This is a genomic window from Fulvivirga ulvae (assembly GCF_021389975.1).
Classification (GTDB): domain Bacteria; phylum Bacteroidota; class Bacteroidia; order Cytophagales; family Cyclobacteriaceae; genus Fulvivirga; species Fulvivirga ulvae.
Window position 1 is genome coordinate 5,390,119 of the sequence record NZ_CP089981.1, and the last position, 17,887, is coordinate 5,408,005.

15 protein-coding genes are annotated in these 17,887 nt (G+C 40.5%); 8 read left to right on the forward strand and 7 right to left on the reverse strand.

Going from position 1 to position 17,887, the window contains the following annotated elements:
* The first annotated feature begins 1 nt into the window (after nucleotide 1).
* The 3 genes from LVD17_RS22715 (at nucleotide 2) to dcm (ending at nucleotide 3,201) form a co-directional block, all read left to right on the forward strand.
* On the forward strand, nucleotides 2-1,264 hold the full coding sequence (locus LVD17_RS22715) for a hypothetical protein (RefSeq protein WP_233761623.1): 1,263 nt from the start codon (nucleotides 2-4) through the stop codon (nucleotides 1,262-1,264).
* Nucleotides 1,265-1,612: 348 nt separating this feature from the next.
* Entirely contained in the window at nucleotides 1,613-1,945 is a 333-nt protein-coding gene (locus LVD17_RS22720; protein ID WP_233761625.1) for a helix-turn-helix domain-containing protein, read from the forward strand.
* Nucleotides 1,946-1,947: 2 nt separating this feature from the next.
* Nucleotides 1,948-3,201, forward strand: coding sequence for a DNA (cytosine-5-)-methyltransferase (gene dcm, locus LVD17_RS22725; protein ID WP_233761627.1), 1,254 nt, complete (start codon nucleotides 1,948-1,950; stop codon nucleotides 3,199-3,201).
* Here dcm and LVD17_RS22730 read toward each other — a convergent pair.
* The 3 genes from LVD17_RS22730 to LVD17_RS22740 are packed head-to-tail and all read right to left on the reverse strand — an operon-like array spanning nucleotide 3,188 to nucleotide 5,032.
* Complete coding sequence (locus tag LVD17_RS22730; RefSeq protein ID WP_233761629.1) at nucleotides 3,188-3,607, reverse strand: very short patch repair endonuclease; 420 nt, start codon at nucleotides 3,605-3,607, stop codon at nucleotides 3,188-3,190. The genes dcm and LVD17_RS22730 overlap by 14 nt on opposite strands.
* Nucleotides 3,608-3,609: 2 nt before the next feature.
* A complete protein-coding gene (locus LVD17_RS22735) occupies nucleotides 3,610-4,821 on the reverse strand; it encodes a type II restriction endonuclease (RefSeq protein ID WP_233761632.1) in 1,212 nt (403 codons plus the stop codon).
* Nucleotides 4,822-4,828: 7 nt separating this feature from the next.
* Nucleotides 4,829-5,032, reverse strand: a complete 204-nt coding sequence (locus tag LVD17_RS22740; RefSeq protein ID WP_233761634.1) for a helix-turn-helix transcriptional regulator — start codon at nucleotides 5,030-5,032, stop codon at nucleotides 4,829-4,831.
* A 162-nt stretch (nucleotides 5,033-5,194) separates the two neighbouring features.
* Here LVD17_RS22740 and LVD17_RS22745 point away from each other — a divergent pair, with 162 nt between their 5' ends.
* From LVD17_RS22745 to LVD17_RS22760, 5 genes are all read left to right on the forward strand, one after another.
* Nucleotides 5,195-5,497, forward strand: a complete 303-nt coding sequence (locus tag LVD17_RS22745) for a hypothetical protein (protein WP_233761636.1) — start codon at nucleotides 5,195-5,197, stop codon at nucleotides 5,495-5,497.
* Between the two features lie 47 nt (nucleotides 5,498-5,544).
* Entirely contained in the window at nucleotides 5,545-6,393 is an 849-nt protein-coding gene (locus tag LVD17_RS22750; RefSeq protein WP_233761638.1) for a putative phage abortive infection protein, read from the forward strand.
* A complete protein-coding gene (locus LVD17_RS28740) occupies nucleotides 6,390-6,698 on the forward strand; it encodes a putative phage abortive infection protein (RefSeq protein ID WP_370688836.1) in 309 nt (102 codons plus the stop codon). Before LVD17_RS22750 ends, LVD17_RS28740 begins: the two co-directional genes overlap by 4 nt.
* 847 nt (nucleotides 6,699-7,545) lie before the next feature.
* On the forward strand, nucleotides 7,546-7,791 hold the full coding sequence (locus LVD17_RS22755) for a hypothetical protein (RefSeq protein WP_233761640.1): 246 nt from the start codon (nucleotides 7,546-7,548) through the stop codon (nucleotides 7,789-7,791).
* A gap of 543 nt (nucleotides 7,792-8,334) precedes the next feature.
* Nucleotides 8,335-9,201: a T9SS type A sorting domain-containing protein gene (locus LVD17_RS22760; RefSeq protein ID WP_233761642.1), complete on the forward strand. Its 867-nt coding sequence runs from the start codon at nucleotides 8,335-8,337 to the stop codon at nucleotides 9,199-9,201.
* A gap of 44 nt (nucleotides 9,202-9,245) precedes the next feature.
* Here LVD17_RS22760 and LVD17_RS22765 read toward each other — a convergent pair whose 3' ends face one another.
* The 4 genes from LVD17_RS22765 to LVD17_RS22780 form a co-directional block, all read right to left on the reverse strand.
* On the reverse strand, nucleotides 9,246-9,620 hold the full coding sequence (locus tag LVD17_RS22765) for a response regulator (RefSeq protein WP_233761644.1): 375 nt from the start codon (nucleotides 9,618-9,620) through the stop codon (nucleotides 9,246-9,248).
* A 39-nt stretch (nucleotides 9,621-9,659) separates the two neighbouring features.
* Nucleotides 9,660-12,719, reverse strand: a complete 3,060-nt coding sequence (locus LVD17_RS22770; protein ID WP_233761646.1) for a PAS domain-containing protein — start codon at nucleotides 12,717-12,719, stop codon at nucleotides 9,660-9,662.
* Between the two features lie 305 nt (nucleotides 12,720-13,024).
* The gene (locus tag LVD17_RS22775) at nucleotides 13,025-13,441 is read right to left on the reverse strand and encodes a rhodanese-like domain-containing protein (RefSeq protein WP_233761648.1); all 417 of its coding nucleotides are present in this window, start codon (nucleotides 13,439-13,441) and stop codon (nucleotides 13,025-13,027) included.
* Between the two features lie 65 nt (nucleotides 13,442-13,506).
* A complete protein-coding gene (locus LVD17_RS22780) occupies nucleotides 13,507-17,577 on the reverse strand; it encodes a two-component regulator propeller domain-containing protein (protein ID WP_233761650.1) in 4,071 nt (1,356 codons plus the stop codon).
* Nucleotides 17,578-17,887: the final 310 nt, after the last annotated feature.

Consider the following 17,887-nt stretch of genomic DNA (forward strand, 5'->3'; position numbering starts at 1 on the left):
CATGAAAATACCTTCAAATGGAAAAGTCATTGTTTTTGATGATAAATACGATCAAATAGCGAATCTTTTAAAATCTCTTTCTCAAGAGAAGATACCTTATTTGTACTATCAGGATGAAGCTGGTTCTGATTTACCAGATGTACCTGTTCGTAATGTTAGGTTAGTCATTTTGGACTTACAATTAGTCTCTGATCAGAATTTTTCTGAAGAAAATATTGTGTCATCAGTAGGAGCAAGATTTGAAAGAACACTAGAACCGAATGTTCCGTACATTTTGATCTATTGGAGCACTAAGGCAAAGAAATATCAAACCATATTAGAGAAATCTTTTGAAGATAGGCTATCTCAATTCACTCCATTGGTCTCCGTAAGTATGAAGAAGTCGGAAGCATTAAAGGCCAATAATCCAGTGGAATTTATTAAAAATGAATTAAAACAGATTACAGAGGAGTTCTCGTCATACTATACAATGGGTATGTGGGAATCAGCAGTTAATGATGCGGCTGGTAGTATAACAAACAGTTTAATTAATATATTTGATCGACAAAAAAATTGGGATAAGAACTTTAAGAATTTGATTTATTCACTGGCTCTTGCTGAAATCGGAAAAAGTCATTTACCTGAGTATTCAGATAATGAGAAGCTTAAAGCTGCAATTAGTGTTATTAACAGCATGTTTATTGATTCAATTGATTTAGAAACTGATAAAGCTTTTTCAGAAGTCGAAATTACAGATATTAAGCAAGGGGGAAATGGCCTATCAAAAGAGGCAAGGATTTCATTGAATTCTAAACTGCATGCATTGAATGATAGTCCGTTAAAAGGTTTGGTACGAGGCAATCTTTATGTGGAAGAGTTAAATCCTATAGGAAAAAAAATATTTAAAGAAGACGTCAAAGCGACTTTCCAAGAATCACTTAAAAAAGAAAAAACCAAGATTAAATCCCTTAAACTTGATATTACTCCAGCTTGTGATTATGCTCAAAAAAAGGGTTATAGCAGAATTTTACACGGAATTGCAATCGCTGCTGATGTGGAGAGAAAAAATCTTCAAGATGGCGAATATATGTATAAGCAATCTCCAACAATATTAATTGGCGGAGAGCCTTATTTTATATTTTTTGACTTTAGATATTTAGATTCCTTAGATTCGTCAACTCTATCTACTACCACTGTTAATTTAAGATTGAGACTAAATATAATTCTTGATATTCAAGCTCAAATTTCACATAATTTTAATCGACCAGGGATTGTAACGATTTAACAATTCATGTTCAGTAGAACCTTTTAGGTACGCTGTCAAAATTTCTATTTGTGTGTCGGGTATTTATTTTCTTAATCCAGAAAAGGGGAAAGGTTGCATAAAGTTTTAGGATGGAAAGTTATACAAACAGAAGAGAGGGCAGGAATATCCTTTGGCATTTGGCTTATATGCTTCTATGCTTGGTTTTAGAGCGAATGGAATGTGTACTAAAGTCAAAGTTACATGCGTCTGACATTTTCCATCGTCTGAAGCGATCCTAAACTCCCACTATTCAAGCTTTATAATTTTATTTGTTGAGAAAGGCCGATTTTACTATATTTGACAAAAGTTGTCCTGAATTTTTTTTCTATGCATTTTAAGGAAACGTTTGGAGAGCTCATTCGAAAATTGAGAGAAAAAAGAGGATTGCCCATTCGAAAGGTAGCCGCTTATCTGGATATTGACCCGTCAACATTAAGCAAGATAGAACGTAATGAGAGGTCGGCTAACAGAGAAATGATCAATAACCTGGCCGAAATTTTTGATGTGGATGTTGAATATCTATTGATTAATTTTTTAAGTGATAAAATATCTTATGATCTGCTGAATGAGCAATGTTCCGAAAAAGTACTTCAAGCAGCTGAAGAAAAAATCAAATACTTTCGTTCCAAACTAGCTCAACAAAGCAAACTCAAACTTTAACTATGAAGAAATATTCCGTAATAAGAAAGAGGTATAAAATAGAAGCAGAGAAAGCTAAAGATGAAGGCATGGCTTTTTTTACGCACTACTTACAAAATCATACCAATGGGATATCCGGATATTTCAGAAACGATGCTGATAGGTATCATGAGTTGTTAAATGAGGAATCAAAAGTCAAAGAGCCTGATTTCCAGTACATGCTTCCGATTGAATGGGATGTTCCGTTTCCCCCTCCCGAAAAACCCACTTTCACATTCATAGATTTATTTGCAGGAATAGGAGGGTTCAGAATAGCTTTTCAAAACCAAGGAGGAAAATGTATTTTTTCTTCCGAATGGAATCGTTATGCAAAAAAAACCTATGAAGCCAATTTTGGCGAGGTTCCGTTTGGTGACATTACTAAAATTGACGAGAAAAAGATTCCTGATCATGATATATTACTAGGGGGCTTCCCATGTCAGCCTTTTTCTATCGCAGGAGTCTCCAAGAAAAACAGTCTTGGCAGAAACCATGGTTTCCTAGATGAAACCCAAGGCACACTTTTTTATGATATCGTACGAATTATAAAAGAGAAACGTCCTAAAGCATTTTTGCTAGAGAATGTAAAAAATCTTCGCTCGCACGACAAAGGAAAGACCTACAAAATAATCATCGAAGCGCTAAAGGAACTTAACTATATTACCTTTGATAAGGTTCTTGATGCCAGATATTATGTGCCGCAACATCGTGAGAGAATTTTCATAGCAGGTTTTAACAAAGATTATTTTAGTGAGAGTATCCTTTTTGAATTTCCTGAAACGCCTGATCAGGAGATAAAATTTCGGGACATACTGGAGAAAAGACCCGATCCAAAATATACGTTAACTGATCAACTCTGGAACTATCTTCAACAATATGCTGAGAAGCATAGACAAAAGGGAAACGGTTTTGGTTTTGGCATGACAGATCCGGAGGGAATATCACGAACTTTAAGTGCCAGGTATTACAAAGACGGATCTGAAATACTGATTGCACAAAGAGGTAAAAATCCAAGGCGACTTACCCCAAAAGAATGTAAAAGATTGATGGGGTATCCTGAAAATTTCCGAATAAAAGATATTGGAGTTTCGGACACGCAACTTTATAAACAATTCGGGAATTCTGTTGCTGTACCTGTAGTCAGTGATATTGCAGAGAAAATGATGAACTTGATACAGCAGAATTTAAAGCCTCACGTTTCAAAAAATTCAGAAAAAAAAGAAGCTATGTTCTCTTGATAGTTTCGATTAAGTTATCTAGGGTTTCTTTTCGCTCATTCCGTTTCAATTCACATTCCCAGATTATAATGACCTGCCATCCGGATTTTTTTAATTTTTCAACGTGTTTTGTATCGTTTTCCTTGTTCTTGTTAATTTTATCAATCCACCATTGGGTACGGGTTTTAGGAATTACAAAATATTTGCACCCTTTATGACCATGCCAGAAACAACCGTGGACAAACATTACTGTCTTATATTTTCTTAAAACCAGATCAGGTTTTCCAGGAAGTTTTCTATTATGAAGTCCATACCGGAATCCCTGTGCATGCAGAAATTTTCGGACAAGAATTTCAGGCTTGGTATTTTTGCCTTTAATTCTGCTCATGTTATAACTTCTTACTTCCGGTTCATGAACGTCTGCCATGGTCAGGCTTGTTTGTCTCTCACAAGTTTTATAAAGTCTTTAACAGTCAGCAACTCCGTTTGTTGTCCCTTTGAAAATGTTGACAGAAGGGGCGAAGGGACTACTAAGGAAATGCTCTGTGCTTTCATTTCATCCGTTTGATTCTCGCTGATCGCCGGTTGAAGTGTTATCAGGTGTTTGATCCTAATACGATCTGCTTCTGCCAGGACTTGCCGCCATCTGTCTTTTGCAGTTGTTTTAACACCAAGCATAGTAAGCAACTGTTCTGAAAAACCAGCATCTTTATATTTTTTGATACCAGGAAATAAAAAGTCCGGTTTATTATTTCGTTCTGTTTTAACTCCTTTAGAATAACATAGTTCGTTTGAGTCAAACAAAGTTGCAAGATGATTTTCAAAGGCATGACCCGCACGGGACTTTCTCCTGTTTTGTACGCTTAAAGAAAAAGTCACAAACTCGTCTACATCAGTACCGTTCTTGCCAAACCCTTGTTTTAATTTTTGTTGTACAATATGTTTTTCGAGAGTTCTGAACAACATTTCTTCCTTTTCCAGCCAAGCCATTAACGTTTCATCCGGTGCTTCAACAGGAGAAACATTTTTGATAGTAGACCGTGCATATTCTGAGAATTCCTGGGTCTTAGGGAATTTGTTGCCGAATTTATTTAACAACTCATCCAAATAATCATCGATGGTTTCTTCAACCTCAATACCTAGTGAATTGATGATATACTTCCCAGCAAAGTCAATTGTAATTTGTTCTTCCGTAAAATCACGAATTTTGAACTTGTTACCAACTTCACCTAGCCCGAAGAGCCATAATATTTGTTTTTCGGATGTCGAACCTTCGGGAGTAACAATGATAAAAAGCTCATTCTCGGATACTCTGCATATCACTATAAGATCTCCGGGCGTTGATGTGGAAATTACTTCATTAGCGGAATAATAGAGTCGGTATTCTGTTCGGGTAGCATGGTTTTCCCTTGCATTGTACCAAGTTAACGTGCCTTCTTCAGTAATAGTAGATTCCTCATCATCAGCGAGGTATATATACTTCGCTGTAAAATTAATTTTGGCTGTCCCAAATATTTCTTTGAATTCTGTGATGCCATTAAATTCATGTTGATTGGATACAGCAGGCGACACCTCAACTTCGCTAAGCCTTTTAGCACCAACCCCGGTAAAGAACTTATTTATATAACCATAGGTTACCATTGTTTTCTTATTTTGTTGACACTAATAACTCCCTGACATCCACATCCAAAATAATAGCCATCCGCTTCAAATCTTTTAAATGGGGTTGAGATTTGTTATTACAAATAGCCGTCATAGCTGTAGTACTAATACCCATCTGTTCCGCCAGCCATTTTTGAGATTTTCCCTGTATTACCAATACCTCTTTGATGCGGTTGATTCTGTCTTCCATTAGCCGAAAATAACAAGTGAATTGGCTATTTCCGCAAGTCTGGCTTACATTTTTAGAAGTGTAACTTCGTGTTGTTTAAGTTTTAATGTAAGTAATTCTTGTTTTTAACTAAGACATACTTATCTTTACATAAGTCTAACTTGCATTAAAAATTTTTATTAAATGATAGATCTAAACCAACTTTCAAAAGAACATCGGCTGCTGGTACTCCCAAAGCATTCCAGAGTGACTAAAGAATTGATAAGGCTTTTTGATAATTTACTAGACTTTGCACCAGTTCCTGAATTAAGACAGACCCTTATTGAGGTTTATCATAAGTATATCATCAGTGAACACCAAATGCTGCCGGAAGATTTTAATAAAATCGCTGCAAATATGTACTTTCTAATAGATTTTCTGAATGACGTGGAGAAGGAGATGAAGCGAAATAATAGTGCTGCAACAGGGTTACAACGAGAATTTTAGATTTTGTTGTATCTTGACTGACGTTCCACATGTAGAGTAGTGAAAAAATGAGAAATATTAATAGCTTAAATTTAGATGGTCAAACTTTTAGATGGCTAAAATATAGTCTTTGGGCAGTTGGTTTTATTCTTGCAGTAATTTTTCTTATTCTCTTCGCAGCCGGTTTATTTATAAACGGACAAACCAGTGAAGAGATAATTAGGAATACATTTACTACGTCTGGAGCACTTGGGGACTCTATAAGCGGATTACTTACTCCTATATTTGGGTTCTTAGCAGTGATCACAACTTTTTTAGCCTTCATTGTTCAATACCAAGCAAATCAGCAACTTAGAAACGACATTAGTATTGATCGGTTTGAAACAAAATTTTATGAACTCCTAAAACTCCACCAGCATAATGTTTCGAAAATTGAAATAAATAACCGGTTCTATGGCCCGAAAGCATTTGTGAAGATGTACGATGAAATTCGCTTTATATATGCTTTTCTTTTGGAAAAGAGAATCAGTTGGAATAAATCAAACACTCCAAAAATTACCGATCAACCGAAGATTCTGATGGAACTTGCATATACTATCTTCTTTTTTGGCGTTGATGAGATAAGAAAAGGTTTCAAAACAAATTTTGTATTTAAACATAAAATTCATACACCTTTTGCAATTTATTTTGCCAATGAACTTCATGAACTTAGAAAAGTAGGCAAAAGCAATAATGGATATAAAGTAAAAGCAGACTCTCCGACAATGCCTAAGGTCAAATGGGCTCCAAGCTATAAACCATTTGGTGGGCACGTTTCCAAATTAGGACATTATTATCGTCATTTATACCAACTTGTGAAATTTGTGGCAAGTAACTCCTCATTAGGTTTGACTTTTGAAGAAAATATGAATACATAAAAACTGTAAGAGCCCAACTTTCAAATCATGAACAGACATTGATTTATTTCAATTCATTCTTTAACGCTGGTGAAATTTGGTGGGAGGAAAAGCATCATAACCCTAAGAAACTTTTGAAAAATGAACGAGGTAGAAATTTAAGCTATTTTCTAGATTATAGAATTATCAAAAATTTACCATTTAACCTCACGAGATTTGGTCCAGATCCAGAAATAGAATTCGTCAGTAGATTAAAAAAACGAAATATAAATGATCAAGAAATTGAAAAGGAGAAAAAGGACTTGTTTGAGTGGATAGGTGGATGACTAAATTGTTGTACACATCAAATGATAAGGGAAATCTCACTTGGTATGACCACCAAAAAAGCCCCCTAAAAAGGGAGCTCTGAAATGCACAACTCATACCACAAAAAGCGGAAGTAGAAATCTCTAAGGCCACTTAAACGTGAAACACGCATACTGAAGGCACAACGCTGATAACGAATGCCAAACCACCACCAACCAAGGAACCTGAAACGAAATAAATACTGATACATAATAAATAAAGTAAAGTGACACCCTGACAACCACGCCAGAGAAAGTGCTCTGAAACCGGTCGGACTGAGGCAAATACAAGGGGCCAATCCGGTTTACGGTGCGAAGGCAGGAGGGAGGCTAAAAAGGATCGGATTTATTTACCCTTGTATTTCCCGAACCAACAACCGGAACTTTGCTTTTCGCTGTGTGTGGGAATACATACTACATTCAAAAATTAAGGCATAACAAATAAACTAATGGGGAACATCTTAAAATTACACGAGGCAATAGCAGTGATATTGTTATCAAAGGAAAATAGAACTGCTACAATTCAAGAGATAAGTAATGAAATAGCGACTAGAAGGCTGTATTTTCAAAAAACAGGTGATATAGCGCCTCATGGACAAATAAGATTACGCACACATCCAAGTACTAAATCGGGCAAGCAATATAGTCACTTATTCAGGTATATCGAGCCAGATAAAGTTCAACTTAAATAATAATTATGTTAAATAGACTACTTTAGAGCGGTGGCATGACAGAATAGCGGGCCAGCGCAGGCCTGAGGGCAGAAGCATGATTCTGTCAAGATTTTTGCTTCCTTTTTATCGATTGAAAAAGGAAGAGCCAGCCCGGCTTGAGGGCAACTGCGAACACGATTAAAGATAAATACCTCGTGAGCTTCTCTGCCAGTGGCAAGGGGATTGCTATACCAATCATCTTCCTGCTGTCAGCTGACTTGGTTCGCAATGACGATCATCCGGAGGCAGAGGCTGTGCCAAACAAAGCGTTGGCTAAGCAAGTGTTTTACAGACAAATTCCAACAGCTGAGAATTGCGTATTTGAAAACCACCTGAACATTTATACGAATAAAGAAAAATAGAACGATACACTTTGGCTGGAAATCTCTTGCTTCAGGGTCGGCTACTCACGCCCGAGCGTGACAGAGCGTTGGGTAAACTTTATATAGTCGTTTGGTCAGGGCAAGCTGTGGGGTCAGCCGAGCGCGCTGGCCAGGCGGCTATTTAATATAACATCAAATTATATAACCAACTTCGTTGACCGGAAACTTCAATTGAAATCGAGAACCCAGGCTGCATGAACTCGCTAAACGTGAACGTCATAAGGAACACTGCACGAGTATTTAATATAATATACAATTATATAGACAATGCGGCTTTGCGCTAATTGCCATGCGTGTTTGTTATATAATTTATATTATGTTAAATAAACATTTTAAAGACCCACCCGATTTGTCCTAAACTCAACCCTCAGATATTCTTCCTACCCAGCAATAACCTTACACAACTAAGGACTACCCTCTTAATGCATACGTATCCCAAAAGTTAAGCTCGTAACTTTCTTCTATGGAGAAAGCTGAAAATCCTTTAAAGAGTAAGCGCCAAAAAACCAACCGATTTTACTTATGAAAAATTTAGTTCTCATTTTGATGTTTCTGGGCCTCAGTGTGTACACGTCGGCTCAGACTTGCAGCACGTGCGCCGATCCTAATAACGACATCACCAGAAGCGGCTCTACTATGACAGCTCGCAGCGCCCAGGCCTACTACTGGGAAGTTTGCAGTGGCCCGGCCACCATCTCGGGCTCTAACACCTCCCGATCTATTACGCTAAACCTGCCTTCGTGTACCGCCTCTACCAGCAAAGTCCGGCTGGTGCGGTTTGTTAATGGCAATTGTATTGAGTCTTGCGAAGTGGTTACCACTGCCAACCCTTCCTGTCCGCCCTCCAGTGCCTTGTATGTGGGCAATGAAGGTGGCGGCGGCCTGTGCACTACCGGCTATGCGTCTTTATCCAGCGCATATGCCAACTGTATCGCCTATATAGACTGGTCATGGGCCCTCGGTGGCTACACGGGCTCTGCGGGAAGAACTACCTCCAACCATTGGGTGCCTATCTATTATCCTTCCGGAAACTGGAACAACTACTATCTGGTGGTATATGCTAAGGTGACGCTGGTCAATGGCACCGTTTGTAACCTCAGCAAAAGCCTGCTGTTGAATTGTGGAAGCGGTCCTACTCCCATTCAGCAAATAGAACCGGACCAATCGTCCATGTACCCTAACCCTATTAAGCCTCAGGGAACTTTAACTTTGAATGATTTGGATGGTATCAGCAATGAAGCTGAGATATTTGATATGAATGGCACGCCCCGGGGAACCTACGGTGTAGTAGAGAAGTCGATCAACATTGGCGACTTAGAACCCGGCCACTATTTCATCCTGTACAGAAATGATAAAGGCGTTCATAAAAAGCATTTCATTGTTGAGTAACTTCAATGGAATCAGAAGCCGGGCTGCTACAGTCCGGCTCCTCTTCATTTATCGGCAATACAATTCCTGACCTTCTCCAGCAGCTCGTTCATCTGAAATGGCTTGGCTATATAGTCGTCTGCCCCTGCGGTCTCGGCTATGGTCTGGATGTCACGGTTGGCGGAGAATATGATCACAGGTATGGCCCTGGTGGTGTCCTGCGATTTAAGTTTGGTGCAGATCTCCCGGCCGTCCATGCCCGACATCCACAGGTCAAGCAGTATGAGGTCCGGCAGGTCATCTTTAAGTTCCAATACAGATTTACCGTTGGCTGTAGTTTCCACCTGGTAGCCGCCAATCTCTGCCAGCATTATTTCCAATACATCAAGAATACTTGGGTCATCATCTGCCACCAATATTCTCTTCTTCTCTTCCTGCATTGTTAATCCTTCTTTCTATTTAACATAATATTTTAATGGTCAGAAAATTGGCAGCGTGAAGTAAAACCTGGAACCTTCTCCCTTTTTGCTTTCCACCCATACGCTGCCTTCATGTCTTTTCACAATTTCAGATGAAATATACAGCCCCAATCCCAGGCCGGGATAGGTTTCATAACCTGTACCTTCAACTCTGTAAAACCGGTCAAACACTTTCTGTCTGTCCTTTTCCTCCAATCCAAGCCCGAAATCTTCAACACTCAGTACCAGCGTCTTGTTTTCGTTTTCTACTGTACTACGAACGATCACCTTATCTGCGCCGGGTGAATATTTGATGGCATTGGTCAGGAAATTGACCAGCACCTGCCCTATCCTGTCACGGTCACCGGTAATGGTGATGTTTTCGGTCAGCTTCTCTTCTACCCTGTGATTTTTGGAAGTGCGTTGTATTTCTTCGCTCACCTCGCTTATCAGGTCGTTGATCTTAAAGGCCTCTTTTCTGAACTGGAGCTTCCCTTGCTCAATTTTGGTCACATCCAGCAGATCAGAAATGAGACCTGTTAATTTATTGAGCTGTCCGTCCATCTTGGCCAGCATTTCAGCAGACTTCAGATCATGGGCATCTACAAAGCGCTTTTGTAATACCTGTGCGTAAGCTTTGATGCTCGTTACCGGGGTTTTCAGCTCATGACTTGCGATGCTGAGGAAGTCGTCCTTTTGCTGTTCCAGGGCTTTGATATTACTAATGTCGCGCGATACAGCCACCAACCTCTCTACTTTTCCTCCGGCACCGTAAATAGGTGCCACGAGCACATCCCACCAGGCAAACCGACCATTTCCAGTGGTATTATGTCCGCTGAAATGACCTATATCACCATTTTTGGCTTTGGCAATGGCTCTTGCTGCGTTTTCATAAAAGTCACCTTCCCAAAATGCAAGCCAGCTTTTACCTCTGATCCTTTCAAAATCTTCAACCTCCAGCATTTCAAGCCCTCTGGCATTCACGGACAGTAACCTCCCTTCTAGATCAAGAGCATTGACCCAGTCCGGGCTACTCTCCAGCATGGTACGGTTAAATTCTTCACTCCGTCGCAGGGCTTCCTCGGCCTTTTTCTGCCTGGTGATGTCGGTAAGCGAGATCAACGCCAGCCGTACGTCACCGTTATCGTCAAATATGGGTGTTCCACGCACCAGCATCCACCCGTCTATGTTTTTCCTGGTGTGATAATAGCGAAAGATGACTTCACTATTCCTTTCACCTCTTAATATTCTGGATGTAACGGACCTGTCAGCCGAAATGACCTTGCCATTTTCATCTTCTACACGAAATGTATCCCCAAATCTCTTCTTTATGGTGTCAATATCCTGCTGGGCCAAAAGCTCTTTTACAGAATCGTAGCCCTGAAAACGAGCTCCGAGCTCATTACTGAACAGTACTTTCCCGCTTTTGTCAAATAATATAACTCCGGAGGGAACATTGTCAAACGTGGTGTATAACAGGTCTCTTGTATGCTTTAAGGATTCTTCAGCTTTTTTCTGTTCGTGAATATCTGTATTTGTGCCAAACCATAGCTCAATTTCCTTGTTGCCGTCATATAAGGGTACGGCACGCCCCAGGTGCCAGCGGTATTCGCCATCGTACCTTCTGAGCCTGTACTCTATTTCATATTCTTTGCCGGTGTTTAATGATTCACGCCAGCGCTCTACGGTTCTTTGCAAATCATCCTTATGGTGTATGGCCTTCTCTTTCCAGCCCCATCCCTCGGTGTTGTCCAGTTTACCGATATATTCGTACCACCTTTCGTTGTAGTACTGAATATTCCCTTCCTTATCTGCAATAAATGCCATTTGCGGCATGGCCTCTGCAAAGGTCTTAAAGCGCATTTGGCTGAGTCGAAGGCTTTCTTCTGCTTTACGCCGCACGGTTACATCATGCCCTAAAACCACCACTCCCCGTACGTGATCATTAGCATCCTTATCTGTAACATACTCCACCTCAAGTTCTTTCACCTCCCCATCAACCATAAAGCTTGTCTCGAATGAGCAGTTCTCTCCATTCAATGCGCGATCCATAAATGGACGTGATTTTTCATAGGTTTCCTTACCTATAATATCCATTATGGCAGCACCTTGTACCTTTTCCTTAGGCAGGCCGTACCATTTTTCATACATTTTATTGGCGAAGCGATAGCGCCTGTCAGGAGTTATATAGGCTATAAATGCTGGGATGGCATCATTGATCAGCCTCATGAGATTCTCCCTGTGCAGCAGGGCTTCCTCCGTCCTTTTCCGCTCCGTAATATCCGAGAATAGTACAGCTACTTTGTTACTGCCTTCATCCCCATGCCGAAAAGCATAAACTTCATACCACCTGTCCTCTTTTTCATATCGTTCAACAAACCCTCTGGGTATCCCTGTTTTAGCAATTTCTCCATATATTTTAAACCATTTATCCTCCAGATCAGGTATTAATCCGGATGCTGTTTTGCCAACAGGGTCGCTCACAACTGCATGCCTGTCAAACATAGAGTTTACTTCAAGATATCTAAAGTCCACTGCTTCGCCATTTGCATCGAAGATTACCTCAATTAAACTAAAGGCCTGGTTAATTGAATCAAATAAACTCCTATACTTCAATTCACTTTCCCTGATCTTTTGCCTGCTCACCACCTGCTCGGTCACATCCACACCATGAACAAATATTCCTTCAATATTGCCACCCGGATCTCGGTAAGGTTGATAGACAAAGTTCAGATAGTATTGTTCGGGATCGCCCTTGCCGCTGCTGTCTATCTTAATAGGAATTTCATTGCCATTAAAATCCTCTCCTGTAATATACACCCTATCCAGAATCTCTATAAAGCCCTGCTCTTTAGCTTCAGGAATACTATCCGCAACCCTTCTTCCTATTATGTTCCTTTCGCTGCCTACCAGCTGCATATACTTCGGGTTAGCAAATTCAAAGATATGTTCAGGTCCGCGGAGTACCGCAATAAATGAGGGTGACTGCATAAGCAGATCAAAAGGAACATTTCGCATAAACTCCTGATTCCCTCTGGTCATCGAATTATGACGGTTGCCTTTATTTTCTTTATCGTTCAAACTTTTATAATCGTCTTTGATATTCTAATCTGTTTACCAGAGAAAGTGTAAAAACTAAGAAGAATTGCCGGAAATTTCAGGTCATCAATAGAAAACTTTCTGAATGTCAGTACGTCAGCGTATCAGTACCTGCTTCCTTACACTGTCAAACATAAATCCGGCAGTTTGGTTTGCTCTTTCAAAAATTTATCACTGCAAAGGGCTTCCTGATCACTCAATTTTAGAAAAGTTGTATCAGGAAATAAACTGGAAGGAAATAATTAAGCGTAAATACAAAACTAACCTTACCGCTACCAGCTCACTAACTAATCTGTGGGAGCCGGTCCGGTGTGCCATGCCCGCATACCACCATCCAGATCATAGATTTGCCTGAATCCCATTTCTTTTAGTTTTGAGGCCGCTTTGGCGCTGCGACGGCCGGCAGCACAGTACACGGCTACAGGTTGGTCTTTATTCAGTTCGCTGGCCTGGCTGGTGAACTCATCCGACCAGTAATCAATATTGACGGCGCCCGGAATCCTGTCGAGATCATATTCTTTAGGGGTGCGTACATCTACCAGCTGCAGATCTTCTTGCTTTAGCAAGTCATGAAATTCTACAATATTTACCAGTGTGACAGACTGTGGCATTTTCTCTGAAGACTCTTCACTCTCTTCATTATGCTGACCGCAGGAGGCAATCATCATAACCAGTAAAGCCGGAAAAAATACTTTTTGTATCATAACATGAGCATTGAGACGAGCCATCAATTTATGTTATTTTTTCACACCGTATGTAATGGAAACCCTTAGTCAGGCGTATTTTTTTTGATGTCTGGATTTTGTTGCCGGCCATTACTACTTAGTGGTATGTACACTTTGAAGGTGGTGGTTCCTGAGGTGGCCAGGTCAAGCTGCAGGCTTCCTTTAAGCTTTTCGATTATAATCTTGGATTCGTAAAGTCCCAGTCCAACTCCTTTGGATTCGGTAGTGCCTTTTACAAACATTTTGAAAATGTCATCAATTAAGGATTCGTTAATACCAACACCATTGTCTGATATCGCAAGTAATAGTTTATCGCGCTGTATGTAAACATCTGTTTTGATATAATGTACCTCCTTTGCCGGATCTCCGTACTGTGCAGCATTCTCATATAGGTTTTCCAGCAGCAGTGACAGCAATTTCGGATCTGTATCAATATGATCAACAGCACCTGAGTCAACCTGAAAATTTATATGTGACGTATCAATTTTTGTGGCTACTGATCTCCATGTATTTTCTATTACGCCTCTTACTGACACTTCGCGTATGGCAGGTACACGCATTTTTATATCATGAATCCTGAGCAGCCTTGAGAGCATTTGCTGCATATCAATGGCTGTAATTTCCATCTTCTTCAAGTACTCAGTGAGCTTGGGCCTGAACTGCGGACTTACCTGGTCTAACGACTCTTTAATATCGAGCTGGCACGCATAGCACAATCCCAGCAGTCGGGTGATCGGGCCTTTGAGATCATGTGCTGAGCGGTAAGTGAGGTGGTTGAGTTCCTTGGTTCTCTGATCTACTTTCTCCTCCAGTATAAGGTTGGTATTGGAAAGTGATTTATTCTGCTGTCGTATTACTCTCTGCGCTTTTTCGAGATCCCTGCTTTGATTTTTGATCTTACGATATGCCTTGGCATTGTCAAGCGCTATAGATACATATGCGGCAAGGTTTTTCAAAAGGTCAAGTTCGTGGGCAGTGTAGGCATTTTTTTCCGTGCTTTGCACCCAAATCAAACCAGTGACCTCTTCACCGGAAACCAGAGGCAGTACGATGAGCGAGTTAAGAAGTTCCTCCTGATATGCCGCGTCCAGGGCATCTGTGTATCGCGGATACTCCTTTTCAACATCGCTTATAAATATCTCCTGCTTATTTAGCACGCATTGTACTGAAAGCCTGTAGGTCTCCGTTACGGGTATTGCCGCATGAGTTTTGTTATTATTTCTGCTAAAAAAAGCCTCAAAAACAATCTCACCCGGCCCTGCTTCATATCGGCCAACTCCAAACTCATCCACCCGCATCAGGGACTGCACATTGTGATAGACTTCCTCTATCATATCCGCCATAGACAACTGGGCTGTAATATGCTGGCCAATAGCACTTAAAAGTGCCACATTCTGATATGCCCGCTCCAAAGCATCATTTTTATCTTTCAGTTCGCTATTAACTTCTTGTATAAACTCTGACTGGGTAAGTATTTCATTATTACGCTCCTGTATTTCATAGTTCATCTTTTTCAGATTTTCTGCCTGGGTCTCCATCTCCTCCTTCTGCTTCATTATTTCCTGTGTTCTGGAGGCCACTTCATTTTCCAGAGTTGCTTTCTGCCGTTTCAGGTTATTCACGCGAAGCTTATAAATGCTTAACAACAAGCCCACTCCGATACATATCCAGAGTATCTTCGCCCATGAGGTCAGCCACCAGGGTGGAGTTATTATAATTCTTATGGAGGCTCCTGCTTCATTCCAGATACCATCATTATTGGAACCTTTGACATGGAATGTATATTTACCATGGGGAACACTTGTATAGTAGGCTGTCCTTCTGTTTTTTACATAGTTCCAGTCGTTCTCCAGGCCTTCCAGATAGTAGGCATATTCATTTTGCTCAGGTTGTTTATAATTGAGTGCTGCATAATCAAATGAAAAAAATGCCTGATCATATGACAATACAATTTCCCTTGTAATGGAAATGTGCTTATCCAGACTATACCGGCCTTTATGCATGCTGGATCCCGCAATAGGTACGCTGCTATCGAACAATTTCATGTCTGTAATATAAACAGGAGGTACCTTCGTGTTTATCCTGATCTTGCTGGGGTCAATAATATTAAAGCCATTGATACCGCCAAGAAAAAGCATGCCATCATTGCCTTTATAGACTGCCCCATGGTTAAATTCATTGCTTTGAATGCCATCTTCCTCATAGAAATTGAAGAAGGAACCATCTGAAGGGTTGAACCTGGAAAGACCGTGTGTAGTGATCATCCATAGAAAGCCCAGGTCATCACCAATAATAGAGTATACGGTATTCATGGCCAGACCATGTGTTTCGTTATAATTTTTAAATACCGGCTGACCCTTGTCGAAGGTAACTTGGTCAAACCCCCAGTCCATGGCTACCCATAAGGTATCGGGATGCCGGCTGTAAAGGCCCCAGACAGTATTACTTGCGATTGAATTACTGTTTTCATCTGTCTTGAAGGAAATTACCTTTCCCGTTGCATGATCGTAGCGAAACAACCCACGGTTCATGGTCCCAATCCAAAACACATTATCTGACGTTTTTTCAATGCTTGTAATAAACCCCGGAACCTCTTTTATATGGCTGAAAACACCGGTTTGCCGGTCATATACGTCAAGTCCCGCACCCCACGTACCTACGAGTATAATGCCGCTGTCATCCACCAGTATATCAACAATTAAATTACTGCCAATGCTTGCAGGATCCTCAGTATGATTGAGGTAGTGGGTAAAAGTGCCATCTTCAGGACTATATTTATTTAGCCCTTCTCCAAATATGCCTATCCATACATTTCCTTCACTGTCCTGATCAATATCCCATATCCTGTTGCCACTGAGACTGTTAGTCCCTTCCTGATCAGGCAATAAATAACCTTTAAATTTCATATTAGAATCAAACCGGTTAATTCCTCCCCCACTGGTTCCTACCCAAATATCGCCATTGTCAAATTGATAAAAGCTCCATGCTGAGGATTCATTAAGGCCCGCTATGTGGGCGGGGGCTCTTTTGTAATGCCTGAATTGCTGACCATCAAGATCGACTTTACACACTCCTCCGATCGAGGTGCCAACCCATAGAATATTTGCGTTATCTTCAAACAAACTGTATATAACATTATCACTTATAGAATGCTCATTTTGTGGATTATACTGATAATGATCAAAACTGAAGATACCTTTTTCGAAATCAAGAGAAGAGCTTCTGAATAACCCGTCACGTGTACCTACCCATAAAGAGCCCGTATGATCTTCCAGTATTGACAGTACTATATTGGCATTAAAACTTCCATTTTCGCTGGTAGTGTGGTTGATACGGGTAAAGTTATCTCTGGATTCATCGTATAAGTAAAGTCCCCGATGCGTACCAACCCATATTCTCCCGGAAGGGTCCTCGTATATTCTGGATACACGGTGCGAAGTGACATCTGCCGGCTTTTGGTTGTACAGATAACGGTTAAACTTCCCTACCCCCGGCCTTTTCAGATTAAGCCCGTTATGGGTTCCCACCCATAGGTTCCCTTGGCTGTCTTTCAGCATGCCGTAAATAATGTCATGACTGAGACTGTGTTCATCATTCGGGTTGTGTATATATTTATCCAGTACCCTCCCACTTTTAATGTCCATTTGCACAAGCCCTTTTACAGTACCCACCCACAGGTATCCGGTACTATCCCCGATAAAAACATAAACATTGTTATCGGGTAATGTGCCGGCATCTCCAGGAATATGTTTATACCGGGTGAAGGTTTCGTGCTCTATATCCATTTTATTGATTCCGGCGCTGTTGGTACCTATCCATAAATTCCCTTCGGGGTCCTCCCAAAGGGAATTGGTAAACTGATCTCCCAGGCTTGTGGGATCATTTTTATCATAATTAAAATTGAGAAATTGATAGCCGTCATAGCGGTTGAGACCTTCCTCTGTAGTGACCCAGATGAAGCCCTGCCGATCTTGTATGATCTGCCGTACGGATGATTGTGAAAGGCCTTCCTGTAATGAAAGACGCGTAAAATTAAGGTCCTGAGCCTGGCTCAAACCACTCCCCATATCGGTAAGGAACAGAAGAACAACCAACCACTTATAGAGCTTTCTCATTAGGAAACGAGGCTTTGGGACCACTTATCAATTTAGCAAATAATTCGAAAACACCTTAGGTTTTTCATAAATAGCTGACTGATAAACAGTTTTACTGCTTAATATTAGTGGGCTCAGCGAATACTCATGGTCAGCAAGTTCATGGGGTTCATTACTGCAGGTATGGATGAATGAGAATTTCTGGTGAGACGTGCCGATATCGATGTGACAACGAAAACATTGAATTAAATGGTTAATTAACCTGCAATAACCACCTGTAAATCAATAAAAAAAAAGGCCGCATTTCAGAATGCGGCCTTTTTTAACTGAT